This window comes from Mycobacterium sp. 1081908.1, from assembly GCF_001673535.1.
Classification (GTDB): Bacteria; Actinomycetota; Actinomycetes; order Mycobacteriales; family Mycobacteriaceae; genus Mycobacterium.
The window spans coordinates 12,578-30,135 of record NZ_LZLY01000140.1; the positions used below are offsets into that span (position 1 = coordinate 12,578).

At 68.9% G+C, this 17,558-nt stretch carries 18 protein-coding genes; 13 read left to right on the forward strand and 5 right to left on the reverse strand.

The features are described 5' to 3' along the window. Nucleotide 1 precedes the first annotated feature (1 nt). From A5655_RS22635 to A5655_RS22670, 8 genes are read left to right on the forward strand one after another with little or no spacing between them, the layout of a single operon-like run. Nucleotides 2–1,045 carry an MlaD family protein gene (locus A5655_RS22635; protein WP_067013953.1) on the forward strand — a complete coding sequence of 348 codons (1,044 nt, stop codon included), beginning with the start codon at nucleotides 2–4 and terminating at the stop codon, nucleotides 1,043–1,045. Continuing rightward, nucleotides 1,042–2,052, forward strand: coding sequence for an MlaD family protein (locus tag A5655_RS22640; protein ID WP_067013955.1), 1,011 nt, complete (start codon nucleotides 1,042–1,044; stop codon nucleotides 2,050–2,052). Before A5655_RS22635 ends, A5655_RS22640 begins: the two co-directional genes overlap by 4 nt. Before the next feature lie 17 nt (nucleotides 2,053–2,069). Beyond that, nucleotides 2,070–3,074, forward strand: coding sequence for an MlaD family protein (locus A5655_RS22645; RefSeq protein WP_067014063.1), 1,005 nt, complete (start codon nucleotides 2,070–2,072; stop codon nucleotides 3,072–3,074). A 1-nt stretch (nucleotide 3,075) separates the two neighbouring features. Then, nucleotides 3,076–4,233: an MlaD family protein gene (locus A5655_RS22650; protein ID WP_067013957.1), complete on the forward strand. Its 1,158-nt coding sequence runs from the start codon at nucleotides 3,076–3,078 to the stop codon at nucleotides 4,231–4,233. Between the two features lie 5 nt (nucleotides 4,234–4,238). Further along, nucleotides 4,239–5,288, forward strand: a complete 1,050-nt coding sequence (locus A5655_RS22655; protein WP_067014065.1) for an MlaD family protein — start codon at nucleotides 4,239–4,241, stop codon at nucleotides 5,286–5,288. Further along, nucleotides 5,285–6,250: an MlaD family protein gene (locus A5655_RS22660; RefSeq protein ID WP_067013959.1), complete on the forward strand. Its 966-nt coding sequence runs from the start codon at nucleotides 5,285–5,287 to the stop codon at nucleotides 6,248–6,250. Before A5655_RS22655 ends, A5655_RS22660 begins: the two co-directional genes overlap by 4 nt. A 53-nt stretch (nucleotides 6,251–6,303) precedes the next feature. Further along, complete coding sequence (locus A5655_RS22665; protein ID WP_231999250.1) at nucleotides 6,304–6,996, forward strand: hypothetical protein; 693 nt, start codon at nucleotides 6,304–6,306, stop codon at nucleotides 6,994–6,996. Nucleotides 6,997–7,040: 44 nt separating this feature from the next. Beyond that, on the forward strand, nucleotides 7,041–7,787 hold the full coding sequence (locus tag A5655_RS22670; protein ID WP_067014067.1) for a hypothetical protein: 747 nt from the start codon (nucleotides 7,041–7,043) through the stop codon (nucleotides 7,785–7,787). A gap of 2 nt (nucleotides 7,788–7,789) precedes the next feature. On the opposite strand, the gene A5655_RS22675 is transcribed toward A5655_RS22670, so the two are convergent. Then, a complete protein-coding gene (locus A5655_RS22675; RefSeq protein WP_067013963.1) occupies nucleotides 7,790–8,173 on the reverse strand; it encodes a hypothetical protein in 384 nt (127 codons plus the stop codon). A gap of 108 nt (nucleotides 8,174–8,281) precedes the next feature. On the opposite strand from A5655_RS22675, the gene A5655_RS22680 reads away from it, so the two are divergent. Both A5655_RS22680 and A5655_RS22685 read left to right on the forward strand, forming a co-directional pair. Beyond that, nucleotides 8,282–9,649, forward strand: coding sequence for a 13E12 repeat family protein (locus A5655_RS22680; RefSeq protein ID WP_082978831.1), 1,368 nt, complete (start codon nucleotides 8,282–8,284; stop codon nucleotides 9,647–9,649). A gap of 18 nt (nucleotides 9,650–9,667) precedes the next feature. Then, complete coding sequence (locus A5655_RS22685; protein WP_067013967.1) at nucleotides 9,668–10,279, forward strand: class I SAM-dependent methyltransferase; 612 nt, start codon at nucleotides 9,668–9,670, stop codon at nucleotides 10,277–10,279. Here A5655_RS22685 and A5655_RS22690 read toward each other — a convergent pair. Together A5655_RS22690 and A5655_RS22695 are read right to left on the reverse strand one after the other, a co-directional pair. Then, nucleotides 10,276–11,148 carry an SDR family NAD(P)-dependent oxidoreductase gene (locus tag A5655_RS22690; RefSeq protein WP_067013969.1) on the reverse strand — a complete coding sequence of 291 codons (873 nt, stop codon included), beginning with the start codon at nucleotides 11,146–11,148 and terminating at the stop codon, nucleotides 10,276–10,278. The genes A5655_RS22685 and A5655_RS22690 overlap by 4 nt on opposite strands. After that, a complete protein-coding gene (locus A5655_RS22695; protein WP_067013971.1) occupies nucleotides 11,145–11,747 on the reverse strand; it encodes a TetR/AcrR family transcriptional regulator in 603 nt (200 codons plus the stop codon). The genes A5655_RS22690 and A5655_RS22695 overlap by 4 nt, the downstream gene beginning before the upstream one ends. 45 nt (nucleotides 11,748–11,792) lie before the next feature. On the opposite strand from A5655_RS22695, the gene A5655_RS22700 reads away from it, so the two are divergent. Both A5655_RS22700 and A5655_RS22705 read left to right on the forward strand, forming a co-directional pair. After that, nucleotides 11,793–12,938, forward strand: a complete 1,146-nt coding sequence (locus A5655_RS22700; protein WP_369807239.1) for a phosphotransferase family protein — start codon at nucleotides 11,793–11,795, stop codon at nucleotides 12,936–12,938. Then, nucleotides 12,938–14,053, forward strand: coding sequence for a hypothetical protein (locus A5655_RS22705; RefSeq protein WP_067013973.1), 1,116 nt, complete (start codon nucleotides 12,938–12,940; stop codon nucleotides 14,051–14,053). The genes A5655_RS22700 and A5655_RS22705 overlap by 1 nt, the downstream gene beginning before the upstream one ends. On the opposite strand, the gene A5655_RS22710 is transcribed toward A5655_RS22705, so the two are convergent. Then, nucleotides 14,050–15,057: a TIGR03617 family F420-dependent LLM class oxidoreductase gene (locus A5655_RS22710; RefSeq protein ID WP_067013975.1), complete on the reverse strand. Its 1,008-nt coding sequence runs from the start codon at nucleotides 15,055–15,057 to the stop codon at nucleotides 14,050–14,052. The genes A5655_RS22705 and A5655_RS22710 overlap by 4 nt on opposite strands. Nucleotides 15,058–15,137: 80 nt before the next feature. Between A5655_RS22710 and A5655_RS22715 the strand changes: the two genes are divergently transcribed. Then, nucleotides 15,138–16,484 carry a flavin monoamine oxidase family protein gene (locus A5655_RS22715; RefSeq protein WP_067013977.1) on the forward strand — a complete coding sequence of 449 codons (1,347 nt, stop codon included), beginning with the start codon at nucleotides 15,138–15,140 and terminating at the stop codon, nucleotides 16,482–16,484. On the opposite strand, the gene A5655_RS22720 is transcribed toward A5655_RS22715, so the two are convergent. Then, entirely contained in the window at nucleotides 16,479–17,408 is a 930-nt protein-coding gene (locus tag A5655_RS22720; protein ID WP_067013979.1) for an alpha/beta fold hydrolase, read from the reverse strand. The two genes, A5655_RS22715 and A5655_RS22720, sit on opposite strands and share 6 nt — an antisense overlap. Nucleotides 17,409–17,558 lie beyond the last annotated feature (150 nt).

Sequence of the window (17,558 nt, forward strand, 5' to 3'; positions counted from 1 at the left end):
CATGCCGGTATCTCCCGACCACGGGGCGCGGGCGCCGAGTGCGCGCTCGCTGCGGATCCGGGGCCTGATCGCCGCGGCGGTGCTGGGCATCGCGGGCACAGTCCTGTATCAGCTGGGCACCGGCGGGTACACCGACACGTTCAGGCTGACCGTGGTGGCCGATTCGATCGGCGAGGGCCTGACGCCGGGCGCGGAGGTGAAGTTCCGCGGCCTGACGATCGGATCGGTGAAAACGCTGCAATCGGTCGGATACAACCGGCAGAAGATCACGGTGGAGCTCGAGCCGCAACAGGCGAGGGCCCTCGCCTCGGACACCACGGCTAATTTCATGTCGTCGAACACCTTTGGGCTCGCGGCGGTCGAGCTGGTCAGCAGCGGCGCCGGCCCCCGGTTGCGGCCGAACCAGACGCTGTTGATCGGCGCCGACGCGCGGTCGGCCTCCATCACCGGGCTGCTGCGCCAGGGCCAGAAGCTCGGCCGGCTCGCGGACTCCCCCGACGTCGACCGCATCATCGAGGTGGTCCGCCGGCACGCCGACCTGACCGAGCCGGTGACCCGGTCCTACTTCGATCTGGTCAAGATGCTCGTCGACTCGCAGAAAGTGCCGTTCTCCCACTCGCTTTCGGTGTTCGCCTCGGTGGTCAACGGCGCCAGCGACTCCATCCCGCTGATCGGTTTGGCGTACGACTTGCTGAACGGGATGGAGTTTCTGGCTCATCCCGACGGGGTCGAGCGGATGAACGTCATCCTGGACCAGACCGCGAAGCTCCTCTTCAACAGCGACCGCATGTTCGCGCGGAACGTCCCGTGGCTCGCCCCGTTCATGCGCGCGGTGATGGACGTCTTGCTGCCGCTCTCGTACATGCAGGGCAGCATGTCGCCGGTCTACGACCGGCTCTCGGGCCTGCTGGACCGCACCAGCGCGGCGTTCCCCATCGTCGACGGCAAGGTGCGCATGCAGATCGAGGTCACCCTGGACACGATGCCGGGGCTGGCGGCGGCCCTGCCGTCCCCGCCCTCCCCGACGCCGGCGGGTGGCCGATGAGGAGCGTCACCAAATCGGTGGTGTGGCTGACCGTCTTCACCGCGGTCGCGGTGGTGTGCACCCTGATCGTGCTGACCGCCCTGCGCAGCCCGGTCACCGGGGCGGTCTCCCGCTACACCGCGGCGTTCTCCGACGTGTCGGGACTCTACGTCGGCGACGACGTCCGCATTTCCGGCGTGCAGGTCGGCAAGGTGCAAACCATCCGGCTCGACGGGCGCACCGCCAAGGTGGATTTCACCGCGCAGGACGATCACCCGGTGTTCGCCAACACCGTCGCCGCGGTGCGCTACCAAACCCTGCTCGGTCAGCGCTATGTGGAACTCGTCCAGCCGGCCAAGCCGGACCGACGGCTGCGGGCCGGGGACACCATCGGACTGGGGCAGACGATTCCGTCGTTCGATGTGGCCAAGCTGTTCAACGGGTTTCGGCCGATATTCCAAACCCTCGACCCCGCCCAGTTCAACCTGCTGGGCGAGAACCTGCTTCGGCTGATTCAGGGTGACGAAAACGGCATCGGCCCGTTTCTGCACGACCTGGACGTCATTTCCAAGCTGGCGGTCAAGCGCCAGGCGGTCATCGCCGTCGTGCTGCGCAACCTCAGTGCGATCTCGGCGGACCTGGGCGGCAAGTCACAGCAACTGTTTCATCTCATCGCCACGCTCAACGACGTGGTGACGAAGTTCGGTTCCAAAGCCGACGAGTTCCGCGACGCGATGGAAACCGGGCTGCCCGTCCTGCGGGACACCACACACATCCTGCAGTACGACGAGCGCATCTTCGACGGGACGACCGTCCCGCTCTACGACCTGTTCAACCGCATGTGGCCGCAGACCGCGACGATTATCGCGGGCATGTCACTCGCCCCGTCGCTGATCCAGGGCATGCGGGACTGGCTGGCCGACGACCAGCCCGCCGCGCCGACGTTCACCTGCTCGCACGGCGAAGTCAGCCTGCCGGGCATCGGGCAGGTGTCGTTCGCGCAACAGAACCTGGTGGTGTGCCGGTAATGGTGTTCGGCGACAAGATGTTCCGACGACGGCGGCCCATGCTCGACGAGCACGCGGCCGCCAGCCGCAATCGACGGAACGGCATCGTCGGCGTCGTCGTCATCGTTTCGGCGTTGGCCGCCACCGCGATGGCCTACCTGAACCCGACCGGCCAGACCGGATACGTCGCCCACCTGCCCAACTCCGGCGGCGCGCGCGCCGGCGACCAGGTTCGGATCGCCGGCATCCCGGTCGGGAAGGTCACCGGCGTCCGGCTCGACGGCGCGGTCGTCGAGATGAAATTCGACGTCGAGCGTTCGGTGGCGGTCGGTTCGGAATCCACGCTGGACATCAAGCTGCTGACTCCGCTCGGCGGCCATTACGTGGCCCTCGACCCGAAGGGCGCTCTACCACTGGGCCGCAACGTGATCCCGCCGCAACGCGTCGGGTTGCCCTTCGAGGTCAACGACATAATCCAGGCGGCGACGCCGCTGATCAAGGAGGTCAACGGCCAAGTCATCCACGACACCTTCACCGAGGTGGCCAACGCGGCCAACAAGTATCCCGACGCGGTGCGCGACCTGCTCCGGTCGGCCAACGCGCTGACGGCATCGTTGAGCAAGTCCACCGCCGATTTCCATCGCGGCCTGGACTTCGCCAACAACGGGCTGCGGGCCACGGTCGCGCAACGTAAGCTGCTCATCTCGCTGTTCGAGCAGCTCGACATCCTGGGCAAGTCCTACACCTCGAGGTCGGTCGACATCGTCGAGTTCTTCAGTCTGCTCGGCGAATTGGCCCGCATCATGGACCGCATCACCGTGTTCTATGGCAGGGAGATCGGGCCGATCGTCGACGGACTCGACGACATCACCACCACGCTGGCCGTCCATCCCGAGCGTTGGGGCGAGGCGCTCGACGGGCTCGGACAGACCCTGGGCATCGTGGGGCCGATGCTCAGCGGGAACGGGGTCGTCTTCGACAAGCACAACCGGCTGGTCCCCGGGCAGGACCTGTGCCTGCCCAACATCATGAGGAACTGTTGACATGGCCCGGATGTCGGCGCCCGGCTCGCGGCTGCGTTCCCCGAGGGGTATCGCCACCGTGCTTGCCGTCGTCGCGGCGGTCGCGGCGGCGGTCGTCATCGGCGCCAAGATCGTCACGCCCAAACCCACCCGGGCGATGTGCGCCGAATTCACCGACGCGGTGGGCCTTTACCCCGGCAACAAGGTGGCGCTGCTGGGCATCGAGGTCGGCTCGACGACCGCGATCGTCAACAAGCGCGACCACGTCGAGGTCGACTTCACCGTGCCCACCGACCTCGACCTACCCGCGGACGTCGGCGCGGTCACCTACTCGCAGTCGATCGTCACCGACCGGCATATCGAGCTGACCAAGCCCTACACGTCGGGCCCGAAATTCACCGGGCCGGGGTGCATCAAGCTGAAGTCGACCAAGACGCCGATCAGCGTCAGCGAAACCTTCTCTGCCATAGGAAAACTCGCCGATACGATCATGGGCCCCCAACCCGGCCAGGACCTGTCGCGCGCGCCCGGCGTGCAGGCCATCAACGACAGCGTGCGCGCGTTCAGTCGTTCCCTCGATGGCACCGGACCCGCCCTCAACCAGACGCTGGGCAATTTGGTCACCATGCTCGCCGACCCCTACAAGGCCGACGCCGACTACCGGCAGCTGTTCGAGAACAGCGAGATCCTCAGCTCGGACTTCCTCAAGAACTGGAACAGCTTCGCGTCGGTAATCCAAACGCTGCCGGCCACCACCCAGCTGATCGAGGGCCTGTCGGACAACTTCGGTGCGGCCCTGAGCCATATGTCGCACCTGCTGCCGATCCTGGTCGAGGCGCTGAACCGGTGGGGCCCGCGGCTCTACCAAAAACTGGACAAGGGGATCACCTGGCTGCGGGACATGCTGAACAGGCACACGCCGGCCATCCTCGCCATGATCAACTCGTGGCCGCAGTTCAGCCACTGGATCAGTGACATCTACGAGCCGGCGTGGGGAACCCACAACGTCACGTATATCCCGCCGCAGGTGGCGATTTCGCCGTCGCAGGCCGGCGCCATCTGCGAGGGGCTGCGGCAGCGCAATGTCCCCGGCGCCGCGGCGGCGTGCGCGTCGGGCGCCACGTCGGATCCGGTCACCCTCGGCCTGACCGATCTCATCCTGGGGGCGGCGCTGTCATGACCCTCATGACCCGACGATCGATGCGCGTCCTGGTCGCCCTGCTGGCGATCGGCCTCACGGCGGCATGTTCGCTGGATCCCACGCGGCTGCCGGTCCCGGGCGCCTACAGCCCGCACGACGCCTACCGGATCAAGATCCAGTTCTCCAGCGTGCTCAACCTGCCCGCCCGTGCCAAGGTGGACTCCGGCGGGGTGCAGATCGGCGTGCTCGACCACGTCCAGCTCGACGGCACCACGGCGGTCGCCTACGTCGATATCGCCGGGGGCAGCAGGCTTCCCGACAACACCCGCGCCGAACTGCGCCAGGCCACCCCCCTCGGCGACATCTACATCGCGCTGGTGCCGCCGGCGGGCCGGAGCGGGGATCTGCCGGGGGCGCTGTTGCGCGACGGCGACACCATCCCGTTGCGCAACACCGCGCCGGCCGACAACGTCGAGGACCTCCTGCGGTCGGTGTCGAACCTGGTGGCGGGCGGGGCAATTGGCACGCTGCAAAGCACCGTGGTCAACCTCAACAAAGCGTTCCCGAAGGACCCCGCCGAGCTGACCCGGACGCAGCAGACCGTCGCCGGCGTGCTCAATGACCTGGCGGCCAACCAGGACACCATCGACGGCATCCTGTCCAGCATGGAGAACATCACCACCAACGCGGCGGCCAATACCGGGGTGTTCAACCGGCTGGTCACCGAGGGCCCGCCGAAACTCGAAGGGCTGTCGGCGATCACGGTGGCGATCCTCAACGTCGTCGGGGACTCCCGAGACATCGGCACCCTCGGCGGACAAGTCATCGAACCGGTCGTCGGCGACATCATGCAGATCATGTCCTACCTCACGCCAATGATCGGAACGATCGCCACCGCCGACACCACCATTCCGGTGCTCGCCGACAAGCTGATCGCATTCCTGCACTACAAGCTCCTCGGATGGTTCCGCAACGGCGGCCCGAAATACATTGTCTCCGAACTGCATCCACCGACCGGGCATGAGGGCGTGGATCCCGCCGACAAGGCCGACGCGGCCGTGAAGGCGATGCAGAGCATGGGAATGCTGCCATGAAGTTCAATGCCGGCGTCACGCTGGCCATCCTGGCGGTGATGACGCTGCTGGGCGCGGCCTACATGTCGATCGGAGTGCTCGACATCAGCCCGACCAAACAGGTCACCCGACTCACGCTGATGCTCAACACATCCGGCGGCCTGATGCCCACGTCCGAGGTGACGATGCGTGGCATCAAGGTCGGCCGGGTGACCGGCATCCAGACCACCGCGACCGGGCTGGCCGTCTCGATCGACCTCGACCACGCGCACCCGGTGCCCGCCGACAGCGCGATCAGCGTGGAGAATCTCTCCGCGGCCGGCGAGCAATACATCGACTTCAAACCGAAACTGATTGCGCCGCCTTACTTCGCCGACGGGACGGTGATCCCCGCCGAGCGGGTCGCGCCGATGGTGACCGGCGCCGACCTGCTCACCAAGGCGAACGCCCTGGTCTCGGCGCTCAACCTCGACCAGGTGCACACGATTATCACCAACGCCTCCGCGGCGCTCGGCGACAACGACGACACCGTCGATTCGCTGGCCACCACCGCCGGGTTGACCGCCAAAGTGATCCGGGACGACAAGCAGCTGATGGCCACCCTGTTCAACAACGTCTCCACGCTCACCACCGACCTGGGCGACATCAACGCCGGCGAAGTGATCAGCGAAACGGGCAAATTGCTGCCGCGCTCGGTGCCGGCCTTCCTGCGGATGATCCACGAGATCGAGACGCTTTCGCACAGCGGCGTGGGCGTGGTCGGCCCGGACGATCCGGCCGGGATCCTGGTGGCCAAGATCAGCCAGTACCTCGACATGCTGGCCGGCCCGCTCAGCACCTTCACCACCGTCCTACAACCCGCGCTCGCCCCCCTGCACGACGTCAAGGTGGACGCCGGGCACTGGCTCGACTTCTGGGAATCGACCTTCAACGACACCGGCGGCATGCGGGTGCAACTCAACGTGCCCGCATGGCACCAATGATCAAGAAAGAAAGAACCGACGTGACCAACTCAACTGTCAGCGATGATGAAAAAGTGGACGACACCGAGGGCAAGGCGACCGGCGACGAGGAGACCGTCGCCGCCGGCGACGAGGATGCGGGGCCCGACCGATCACTGGCGGCGCGGCTGCGGTCAATGAGCCGGAAACGCTGGGGCGCAGCCGTTCTCGTCGCGGCGGTGCTCGCCGCCGGGGTGTTCGGGTTCATCAAATACCACCAGGTGACCGGCCAGCTCGCGCAGCTGCGTCAGCAGCAGGCCGATCGCGACGCCGTGGCGCAGCTGGCCAAGGAGTACGCGCTGAAGTCACTGACCTACAGCTTCGAGGACCCGGACGCCTTCTTCCGCTCGGTCGAAGACGGTGTGTCGCAACAACTCAAGGACAAGTACGTCAACGCCAGCGACCTACTGAAGAGCATCATGCTGCAGGCTCAGGTCACGTCCACCGGCGAGGTTCTGGCCACCGACCCCATCGCCCAGCCCGGCGGGGTCTACCAGGTGGTGGTGTCGGCCCACCAAACCACGCGCAATCTGCAAAACCCGACGCCCAAGGTGTCCATCATCCTGCTGCAAGTCACCGTCAACAGGGTGGGCAACGCCTGGCAGGTTTCCGACATCGGGCCCAAGACCGGCTCCCGCCCGCCCGTCGAGGAGCAGGTCCCGCCGGCCGGGCCCCCTCCTGCTCCCGCTCCGGCTCCGGCCCCGGCTAAGCCGGCACCGAAACGGTAGGCGCGCCCGTGCAGCGGCTGCCACAGCTGATCGCCGTCGCGGCGATGGCCACCGCGGGTGCCGTCGGCCCCGCGTGTCCCGTCGGAGCCGCCGATACCGCGCTGCCGCCGTGCCCGCAGGCGGCCGCGTTGATCAGCCCGACGGCCACATCGCCGCACACTGACTGCCGAATGCATTCCGACGCTTTGGATTTCGTCGTCACCTACTGGAGCGCGCCCGAGTTGCCCGGTCCCCAGGCGGTGAAGGTCGTCGTGACCGACCCGTCGGGCGAGGTGGTCCAAACGATCGATGAATTGTTGGAGCCTTCGAGCCCCGGGGGCGTCGGCTTACAGGATGTCGACGGCGACGGCCGCGACGAGCTGATCATCCCGATCGCCCGGCACCCGTTCAACGGCAGCCCGAACACCCGGTTTACCGTGTGGCGCGCGCCGAGCGACCGCAACCATTTCGAACGCACCCAGATGGTCGGGCAGGCCCTCTATCCCAGCGGTGACGGTTATTTGGTGACCAACGGTGGGGCGCTGGACAGCCGAGACCTGACCTTCTATCTGCCGACGGGAGCCGGGTACACGCTCGTCGTGGTGTTGACCATCGAGGCCGAACAGGTGGACCCCGACACCCACCGGGTCCTGACGGTCATTTGCCGCGCCCACCAGGAAGACGGCCTGAACGCGGTCGACATGAGCCTGCGCCAGGCCGAGGAGACCTTCTGCGCATCACCGGCCGCCCAGGCCATCTGGCCGGGCGCCGAGCGCCTTGACATTCGACGCTGGCGCCGAGGGCAGCAATAGCGTTACGGCGCGCAGTAGGCGCGGGCCGCGGCCAGCTGCTGTCTCGCCTTGGCGAGGTCGCTGGCGATTTGTTCCGGGGTCGGCGGCCGGTATGGGTCACTGGCGTCGATCTGCGACGCCAGCATGTCCGAGCGTAGCCGCAGGTCGAGCGCGACCGGACTGCGCAGGCCCTGCAACGGAGACAGGGCGTTGCGGATCTGGCCCGCCAGGTAGGGCGGCGTGCCGGAAGGCGACACCAGGTTGAACACATTCTCCAGCCGATCCGCCGCCGGCAGGATGACGCCGCAGTCCCCGTCACCGGCCGCCGCCGTCGGCGCGGCCGCCAGGCACATCGTGACCGCGGCAACCGCGAGCGGCGCGCTGAGAACTAGTCCTGATTGACGCATCGGCCCCACCTTCGCACGTCGTTATCCACAGTCGGCTGTTTATCCACAGATTGGCCGGCACTCGTCCTTGTTCGCACGTCTGTTCGATAGATTTGCGGTGTGGGTTTCGTGGGTGCGGAGGTGGCGCGGGAGCGGATCGGTGCCGCTCTGGACGCGATCGACGCCGCCCACGACGCGCTGCGGGAGACCTCGTCGGATTTGGTCGGCAACGACTTTCGCGTCGAGGTGGCCGAGCGGCTGGAGACCCAGGAGCGGGTCAATCGGGGGTTGATGTACCGGTTCTTCGGTGAGATCGCCGAGCCCCCCGATGGCGCCGAGTCCGCCCCGGCGGTGCGGGGACGGTTGTGCGCGCGGCTGCGCATCCCACCCCGCGAGTTGGTGCGCCGGTTTCGGCTGGCGGCGCGGATTCGGCCGCGACGTTCGCTGACCGGCCCCCCGCTCTCGCCCGAGCTGGAGGCGCTGGCCGGCGCGGTCGAGGCCGGCGCGCTCGGCGAGGACCACATCCGCGCGGTCTGCCAGGCCATCGACGTGCTGCCCGCCAGCGTGTCACCGGCCGAGGTGGCCGAGGCCGAACGCACCCTGGTCTCCCATGCGAGAAAGCTGGACGCCGCAGTGGTCACCCGGCTGGGCAAGCGCGTCGCCGACTACCTCAATCCCGACGGACAGTTCAGCGACGAGGACCGGGCGCGGCGCCGCTCGCTGCGCCTGGGCCCGCAAGGCCCCGACGGCATGTCCCGGCTGTCCGGGCTGCTCGACCCCGAGGCCCGCGCCTACTTCGAAGCCATCGAAGCCGCGGTACGCCCCGGACGCCACCAACCCGACGGCCCCGAACAGCGTGACACCCGCAGCCCCGCGCAACGCGGCCACGACGCCCTCAAACTCGCCCTGCGCACCGCGATCGGCTCGGGTCAGCTCGGAACGCATCGCGGCCACCCGGTCACCGTGGTCGTCACCACCACCCTGGCCGAACTCAACCAGGCCGCCCACGCCGCCGTCGACCCCGCGGTCCCGATGCCGCCACCAGCGCGCACCGGCGGCGGGTCCCGGCTGCCCATGTCCGACCTGATCCGCATGGCCGCCAACGCGATTCACTACCTGGCGGTGTTCGACGACCACACCGCCCGGCCGCTCTACCTCGGCCGGCAAAAACGCATCGCCACCGCCGACCAACGCCTCATCTGCTACGCCCGCGACCGCGGCTGCACCCGACCCAACTGCCTCGTGCCCGGCTACCACTGCGAGGTGCACCACGCCCCCGACTGGGCCGCCGGCGGGCAAACCGACGCCGACAAACTCTTCTTCGCCTGCGGCTGCGACCACGGCGGGGCCAGCCGCGGTGACTGGCACACCACCGTCACCGACACCGGACGCCTCGCCTGGACCGACGGCACCGGCCCACCGGAAATCAACCACGCCCACCACCCCGACGAACTCCTCCACGGCGACCCCGACCCACCCGAGTCCGACGAGGAATGAGGAGGGCAGACTTAGCGAATGCCGCCACATCGCGACCTGGCCGCGTACGACGATCGAGCGCCCGAGTACGACCGCGGGTGGCGCGGGCGGTTGCACCACGAGATTTCCGAGCGCACGGCCGATCTCGCGGTGGCAACCACCGCCTGCGCCTCGCCCAGTCGCGTGCTGGACGTCGGGTGCGGGACGGGCTACCTGCTGCGCACCCTCGCGCGCCGCTACCCGGACGCCCAGCAGCTTTGCGGCGTCGACGCCGCACCCCAAATGATCGCCACGGCAACGGCTTTCGGGTACGACGATCGATGCAGCTTCGCCGTCGGCGTGGCGGAGGAACTCGGCTACCCCGACGGCACCTTCGACCTCGTCGTCAGCACGACGTCCTTCGACCACTGGACGGACCAACAGGCCGGACTGGTCGAATGCGCCCGGGTGCTGCGCCCCGGTGGTCACCTGGTGCTCGTCGACCAGTTCTCCCGGTGGCTGCTGCCAACCCTGGCCAACACCCGTCGCGGCAAGGCCCGCACCCCGAGTCGCGCCACGGCGCTGCTGCTGCGCGCGGGGTTTCGTTCCCCGCAATGGCACCGGCTGTACGCGCTGATCATCAACGGCGTCACCGCGATCAAGCCGGCCTAACCGAGGGTGAACGGGGAGAAGCTGCCGTCGAGCACGTTCAGGTGGCCGATCGTGCGCCCGGTGACTATTGCCGGGTCTACGAGCGCCAATTCCACTGCCGCGCGCGCAAATTCGTCGGCCGGGGCGGTGTCCACGAATTCGCTGGCGTAGTAGGCCAGGCCCGGCGTCAGGATCGGTTTCGACGGCGACAGCGCGTTCACCGCGATGTTGTGGTCGGCCAGGTCGTACGCCGCGCACTGCGTGAGATGCTCGAGCGCCGCCTTGGATCCGCCGTAGCCGGGCAGGACCCCGCCGCTGCGGTCGGGGTAGGGCCCGTCACCGGGCATCCGCGACGCGACCGACGTGATGTTGATGATCGAGCCGCCGCCCGCCTCGAACATGTCGGGACACACCAGCTGCATCAGCTCGTAGGCGGCGAACACCGCGATGTCGAAATGCCGGCGAAACGCCTGCAGCGGCGTGCTGACGAACCCGGGCCAGGCGGGCTTGGCTCCACCGCTCGCGGCCTTGGGCGGTTTTGCGCGCGGCTCCCGACCGGGGGTCGGCGGCCGGCCGGGCGCGGTGAAGGCCGCGTTGTTGACCAGAATCGTGATGGGCCCCAACGCCTCTCGGGCCTCGCCCGCCAGCCGGGCGATGTCGTCGCGGTCGGTCAGATCGGCGCGGATCGGCACGGCCCGTCCGCCCGCCGCCTCGATCTCGGCGACCGTCTCGCCGATGGTCCCGGGCAGCCGCTCATCCCAGACCTGTTCGGTGCGCCCGGCAACGGCGATCGCGGCGCCGTCGGCCGCGAGCGCCAGCGCGATCGCCCGGCCCAGGCCGCGGCTGCCGCCGGTGACGATCGCGGACCGTCCCGCCAGTCGCCCCGTCATCCCGTCACCCCGTGCACGACGATGGCGGTCGTCTGCTCCACCCAGGTGTCGTCCAGGCTCTCCTCCGGGCGCAGCAGCATCCGCAGCATGGTCGCTCCCCCGATCAACTCGATCAAACGGTCCGGATCCACGTCGGGATGCGCCTCGCCCCGGTCGATGGCCTCGCGCAGCCGCACCCGCACCGCCGTGAACACCCCGGCGAAGCGCGACATCACCCGGGCATTCAGGGCGGGATCGGCGGTCATGTCGGCCACCAGGCCGGGCAGCGCCGCCCGCACCACCGGCGTGGTGAACACGTCGCGGGTGGCCTCGATCATCATCCGGACGTCGGCGGCGATGTCGCCGGCCGGGGCCTGCAGGGCGGTGGGCGCCGTCGGGAACGCGGCCTCGTGCACCAGTTCCGCCTTGCTCGACCACCGGCGATACAGCGCCGATTTGGTGGTCCCGGCGCGCTCGGCCACCGCCGCCAGGCTGAGGTTCGAATAGCCGATCTCCACAAGCAGTTCCGCGGTCGCCGACAGTATGGCCGAGTCGATGCGCGGGTCCCGGGGCCGCCCGGCGCCCGGGGCCTTGTCAAGGTAGGACGGGTCTGCTTTCATAACGCTACCTACCGTATCGTAATTGCCTCACTGAAGTCTCTAAGAATGGAGGCACCCGTGTCCAACGAACCCGTGCTGGACAAAGTCGACCGCCTGCAGCGCTCCAGCCGAGACGTCACCACGCTGCCCGCGGTGATGTCGCAATGGCTGTCGACCGTGCTACCGGGCGGCGCGAAGCCCCAGGTGACGGTGGAAAGCGGCGTCGACTCGACCGGCATGTCGTCGGAGACCATCATCCTGACCGCGCGCTGGGAGCAGGACGGCGAGCCGATCGAGCAGAAGCTGGTGGCCCGGGTGGCGCCGACGGCCGAGGACGTGCAGGTCTTTCCGACCTACCGGCTCGACCACCAATTCGAGGTGATCCGAAAGGTCGGCGAACTCACCGACGTCCCCGTCCCCCGAGTGCGCTGGCTCGAGCCCACCGGCGACGTCCTGGGCACACCCTTTTTCGTGATGGATTACGTCGACGGCGAGGTGCCCCCCGACGTCATGCCCTACACCTTCGGCGGCAACTGGTTCGCCGACGCACCCCCCGAACGCCAGCGCGAACTGCAGGACGCCACGGTGGGCGTGCTCGCCAAGCTGCACTCAATCCCGGACGCGCAGAACGTATTTGGGTTCCTCTCCGCAGGAGACGGCGACACCGCCCTGCGCCGGCACTTCAACTGGGTGCGCGAGTGGTACGACTTCGCCGTGCCCGACATCGGCCGATCACCGTTGCTGGAGCGGAGTTTCGATTGGCTGGAGGACAACTGGCCGGACGACGCGGCCGCCCGTGAGCCGGTGCTGCTCTGGGGCGACGCGCGGGTGGGCAACGTGTTGTACCGCGACTTCGCGCCGGTGGCGGTGCTGGACTGGGAGATGGTGACGCTGGGGCCGCGGGAGCTCGACATCGCGTGGATGATCTACGCGCACATGGTCTTCCAGGAACTCGCGGGCCTGGCGACCCTGCCCGGGCTTCCCGGCGTGATGCGCGAGGACGACGTCCGCGCCACCTATCGGCAACTAACCGGCATCGACGTGGGCGACCTGCGCTGGTTCTACGCCTACTCGGGCGTGATGTGGGCGTGCGTGTTCATGCGCACCGGCGCGCGGCGGGTGCACTTCGGCGAGACCGAGAAACCCGACGATGTCGAATCGCTGTTCTACCACGCCGGATTGATGAGACGCCTCATCGGAGAGGATCAGTAATGCTTGGCCCGCTTGACGAATTCCCGGTCCACCAGGTTCCCCAACCGATCGCGTGGGCCGGTTCCTCGGACCGCAACTTCTACGACCGCTCCTACTTCAACGCCCACGACCGCACCGGCGACATCTTCGTGATCAGCGGCATCGGGTACTACCCCAACCTCGGCGTCAAGGACGCGTTCTTCCTCGTCCGGCGGGGGGACACACAAACGGCGGTGCACCTGTCCGACGCCATCGACCAGGACCGGCTTAACCAGAACGTCAACAGCTACCGCATCGAGGTCAGCGAACCGCTGCGCAAGCTGCGTTTGGTCCTCGACGAAACCGAGGGCATCGCAGCCGATCTCACCTGGGAGGGGCTGTTCGACGTCGTGCAGGAACAGCCGCACCTGATGCGGTCCGGCAACCGGGTGACCCTGGACGCGCAGCGGTTCGCCCAGCTCGGGTCCTGGAGCGGGCGGATCGCCGTGGACGGCGAGGAGATCGCCGTCGACCCCGCGACCTGGCTCGGCAGCCGCGACCGGTCCTGGGGCATCCGGCCGATCGGCGAGCCCGAGCCCGCGGGTCGGCCCGCCGACCCGCCGTTCGAAGGCATGTGGTGGCTGTACGTGCCGATGGCGTTCGACGAGTTCGCGATCGTGCTGATCATCCAGGAGGAGCCCAACGGCTTCCGGTCGCTCAACGACTGCACCCGGGTGTGGCGCGACGGCCGCGTCGAACAGCTCGGCTGGCCGCGGGTCAAGATCCACTACCGGTCGGGCACCCGCATCCCGACCGGGGCCACCATCGATGCGACCGCGCCGGACGGCACCCCGGTCCACTTCGACGTGGAATCCAAGCTGCCCGTGCCGATTCACGTCGGCGGCGGCTACGGTGGCGACTCGGACTGGCTGCACGGCATGTGGAAGGGCGAAAAGTTCGTCGAGCGGCTGACGTACGACATGACCGACCCGGCCATCGTCGCGCGGTCCGGCTTCGGCGTGATCGACCACGTGGGCCGCGCGGTGTGCCGCGACGGCGACGGCGACCCGGTCGAGGGCTGGGGACTCTACGAGCACGGCGCGCTGGGCCGCCACGACCCTTCGGGCTTCAAGGACTGGTTGACGGTGGCGCCCTAGCCTTTTCGACCCAGTTCGTCGACGATCTCCGACAGCGTCTCCAGTGCGATGGGTGACGGCTGATACAGGCACACCGTGTCCGAGATGCCCTCGACGCGCTCGCGGATAGCCGCCGCGATCTCCTTCGGCGTGCCGCAGGCGGCGATGGTGTGCAGGATCTCGTCGTCGATGAGCCCGCCCATCTCCTCCCAGCGGCCCTGTTTGGACATCGCGTTGAGTTCGGGTTGCAGGTCCTCCCAGCCGTGCGCGGCCAGCACCGGCCGGTAGGCCGGGGTCGACCCGTAGAAGGCCAGCAGCCGCCGGGTGCTCGCGTCGGCCGCCGCGTCCGAGCCCCCGTCTGGGCCTGAAGACACGATGATCTCGGGAACGACGGCGAACTCCTCGGGCCGCCGGCCGGACGCCCGCAGGCCGTCGCGCACGGCGGGCATCGTGTGCTCGTGCAGGAATCGCTTGGAGCCGAACGGCATCACCAGCAGGCCGTCGGCGTGCTCGGCCGTGGCGCGGGTCAGCCGCGGCCCCAGCGCGCCGACATAGATCGGCGGCGGGCCGTGCGGATTGGGGCCGGGGCTGAAGGTCGGCGTCATCAGGGTGTGCCGGTAGTAGTCGCCGCGAAAGTCCAAGCGGCCGCCGGTATTCCAGGCCTCGAAGATCGCGCGCAGGGCCGCGATCAGCTCGGTCATGCGGGCCACGGGGTGCTCGAACTGCGCGCCGAACCGCTTCTCGATCTGCGGACGAATCTGGGTGCCCAGGCCGAGGAAGAATCGTCCCCCGCTCAGCAGCTGGTGATCGTTGGCCTGGTGTGCCAGGTGGATGGGATTGCGCGGAAACGCGATGGCCACATTGGTCATCAGGTCGAGGCCGCCCACGGTGGCGGCCAGCGTCAGCGGGGCGAACACGTCGTGTGGACCCTCGAACGTGGCGACGCCGGTGGCCCCGGCGTCGCGCAGCGCCCGCGCGCGCCCGGCCGCGTCCACCGGCCCGTACAACGCCGTGAAGACCTTCATTTGCCCACCTTGAGCACGTACTTAGACCGGCAATGCAAATTTATCCTACGAAACCGTCAAAATGCTGTTGACTAGACGGCGTGACAAAGCCGCCGCCGGTCGTCGACGTCGTCGTGGTCGGTGCCGGGTTTGCCGGGCTGTCGGCGGCGCGCGAGCTGACGCGCCAGGGCCATGACGTCCTGGTCTTCGAGGGTCGTGACCGGGTCGGCGGCCGCTCGTTCACCGGCAGCGTCGCCGGGCTGCCCGCCGACCTGGGCGGCACCTTCGTCGGACCGACCCAGAACGCCGTCCTGGCGCTGGCGGCCGAGCTTCGGGTCCCGACCACTCCGACCCACCACGACGGCAGGAACGTGATCCACTGGCGCGGCTGGGCGCGCCCGTATCGCGGCACGATTCCCCGGGTGTCGCTGACCGGACTGCTCGACATCGGCCGCCTGCGTTGGCAATTCGAGCGGATCGCCCGCAGCGTGCCGGTGGCGGCGCCGTGGGACGCCCGCCGGGCCCGCGAGCTGGACGGCATGTCGCTGGGCGGCTGGTTGCGCTCGGTGCGCGCTTCGGCGTCGTCGCACGACCTGATGGCCATCGTGGCCCGGGTGACGTGGGGGTGCGAACCGGACGAGGTGTCGATGCTGCACGCCGCCCGCTACGTGCACGCGGCCGGTGGCCTGGACCCACTGCTCGACGTCGAAAACGGCGCCCAGCAGGATCGTTTCCCGGGCGGCACCCAGCAGATCGCCGAGGCGGCGGCCGCCGAACTCGGCGCGCGCGTCGTGCTGGGCGCGCCGGTCCGCCGCATCGAACGGCACGGGGCGGGGGTCACGGTCACGACCGACGCCGGCTCGGCCGAGGCCGGGTTCGTCATCGTCGCGATCCCGCCGGCCCACCGCACGTCGATCGAGTTCGCTCCCCCGCTGCCCGCCGAATACGAGCAACTCGCCCGGCACTGGCCGCAGGGCCGGCTCAGCAAGGCGTACGCGGCCTACGAAACGCCGTTCTGGCGGGCCGACGGGTTCTCCGGGCAGGCGCTGTCCGACACGGGACCGGTGTTCATCACCTTCGACGTCAGCCCGCACCCCGACGGCCCGGGCATCCTGATGGGCTTCGTCGACGCCCGCGCCTTCGACTCGCTGCCCACCGAGCAGCGCCGCCGCGACACGCTGCGCTGCTTCGCGTCGCTGTTCGGCGACGACGCACTCAAACCCCTCGACTATGTCGACCAGCGTTGGGGCGCAGAGGATTTCGCTCCCGGCGGCCCGACCGCGGCGGTGCCGCCGGGTTCGTGGACACGATTCGGGCCGTGGTTGCGCGCGCCGGTCGGGCCGATTCACTGGGCCGGCACGGAGACGGCGGACGAGTGGACCGGATTCCTCGACGGCGCCGTCCGGTCCGGGCAGCGGGCGGCCGCCGAGGTCGCCGCCCTGTTATGAGCTGATCCGGCGCACCCGAGCGTCCTGGGTCACGGATTCCACCAGGGCCCGCAGGTGGCGGTTGACCTCGCGCGGCTGCTCCAGCATTGAGCAATGGCCGCCGGGCAGCTCGACCAAGCCGACGACGTTCGGCGCGGTGCGGGCGATCCTGCGGGACTGGCCGATCGGCGTGAGCCGGTCGCGCTCGCTGCCGATCACCAGGGTGGGCACCGTCAGCCCGTCCAATTCGAGATGCCGCGACCCCAGCGCGTCGACGAGCATCTTGGCGCAGCCGCCGCGCCCGGCGGGCGAGGTCTGCGCGAACAACTCGTAGACGACCCGCGCCGCGCTCGGGTCGGCGTCCTTGCCGACCGCCAACATCGCGACCACATGCCGGCTCGGGATCCGCGCCGCGGCCGGCACCGGAAACCCGCCGAACGCGGTGATCAGGCCCCGGGCCGCCAGGACCCTGGCCCCCGAGAACTCGCGGGGCACCGAGAACAGCCTCACCTGGCGCACCAGATCGCCGGTGGTGGTGTTGATCAGCGCGACCGCGTCGGCGCGCCGGCGGACCCTGTCGCGGTAGTGCGCCGACCACGCGGCGATGGCGATGCCGCCCATCGAATGCCCCGCCAGCACCGCGCGCTCGCGCGGCGCCAATGTCGCCTCGAGCACCGAATCCAGGTCCGCCGCAAGGTGTTCCAGGCTGTAGCCGCCGCGCCGGGGCACACCGCTGCGCCCGTGGCCGCGATGATCGAACGCGATCACCCGGTAGTCGGAGGCCAGGTCCGAGATCTGGTGGACCCAGGCGCGGATCGCGCACGTGATCCCATGCGTGAACACGATCGGGTACCCGTCGGGTGGACCGAAAACCTCGGCGTGCAGCGGCGTTCCGTCGGCCGCTCGCACGGTCAGGGTACGGCTTGGTGGCAGCTCGACGTTCATCGCCGTTCCCCCTTCGAACACGGCCCCATCGCCAGTTCCGGACGTAGGCGAAGTGTAGCCGGGTCTCAACGACGAACTGGTGAAAACGGCCCATTACACGCGGCGAATTCGGGCACGACCGTCCAACAACTTATGAGACGCTGACAGCCG

Excerpts from the sequence above, each read along its gene's own strand:
- A5655_RS22640 (WP_067013955.1), top strand. The coding sequence starts at position 1,042 with ATGAGGAGCGTCACCAAATCGGTGGTGTGGCTGACCGTCTTCACCGCG.
- A5655_RS22695 (WP_067013971.1), bottom strand. The coding sequence starts at position 11,747 with ATGAAAGCAGACCCGTCCTACCTTGACAAGGCCCCGGGCGCCGGGCGG.
- A5655_RS22635 (WP_067013953.1), top strand. The coding sequence starts at position 2 with ATGCCGGTATCTCCCGACCACGGGGCGCGGGCGCCGAGTGCGCGCTCG.
- A5655_RS22710 (WP_067013975.1), bottom strand. The coding sequence starts at position 15,057 with ATGAAGGTCTTCACGGCGTTGTACGGGCCGGTGGACGCGGCCGGGCGC.
- A5655_RS22655 (WP_067014065.1), top strand. The coding sequence starts at position 4,239 with ATGACCCGACGATCGATGCGCGTCCTGGTCGCCCTGCTGGCGATCGGC.
- A5655_RS22645 (WP_067014063.1), top strand. The coding sequence starts at position 2,070 with ATGTTCCGACGACGGCGGCCCATGCTCGACGAGCACGCGGCCGCCAGC.
- A5655_RS22690 (WP_067013969.1), bottom strand. The coding sequence starts at position 11,148 with ATGACGGGGCGACTGGCGGGACGGTCCGCGATCGTCACCGGCGGCAGC.
- A5655_RS22700 (WP_369807239.1), top strand. The coding sequence starts at position 11,793 with ATGGAGGCACCCGTGTCCAACGAACCCGTGCTGGACAAAGTCGACCGC.
- A5655_RS22670 (WP_067014067.1), top strand. The coding sequence starts at position 7,041 with ATGGCCACCGCGGGTGCCGTCGGCCCCGCGTGTCCCGTCGGAGCCGCC.
- A5655_RS22720 (WP_067013979.1), bottom strand. The coding sequence starts at position 17,408 with ATGAACGTCGAGCTGCCACCAAGCCGTACCCTGACCGTGCGAGCGGCC.
- A5655_RS22660 (WP_067013959.1), top strand. The coding sequence starts at position 5,285 with ATGAAGTTCAATGCCGGCGTCACGCTGGCCATCCTGGCGGTGATGACG.
- A5655_RS22650 (WP_067013957.1), top strand. The coding sequence starts at position 3,076 with ATGGCCCGGATGTCGGCGCCCGGCTCGCGGCTGCGTTCCCCGAGGGGT.
- A5655_RS22705 (WP_067013973.1), top strand. The coding sequence starts at position 12,938 with ATGCTTGGCCCGCTTGACGAATTCCCGGTCCACCAGGTTCCCCAACCG.
- A5655_RS22675 (WP_067013963.1), bottom strand. The coding sequence starts at position 8,173 with ATGCGTCAATCAGGACTAGTTCTCAGCGCGCCGCTCGCGGTTGCCGCG.
- A5655_RS22685 (WP_067013967.1), top strand. The coding sequence starts at position 9,668 with ATGCCGCCACATCGCGACCTGGCCGCGTACGACGATCGAGCGCCCGAG.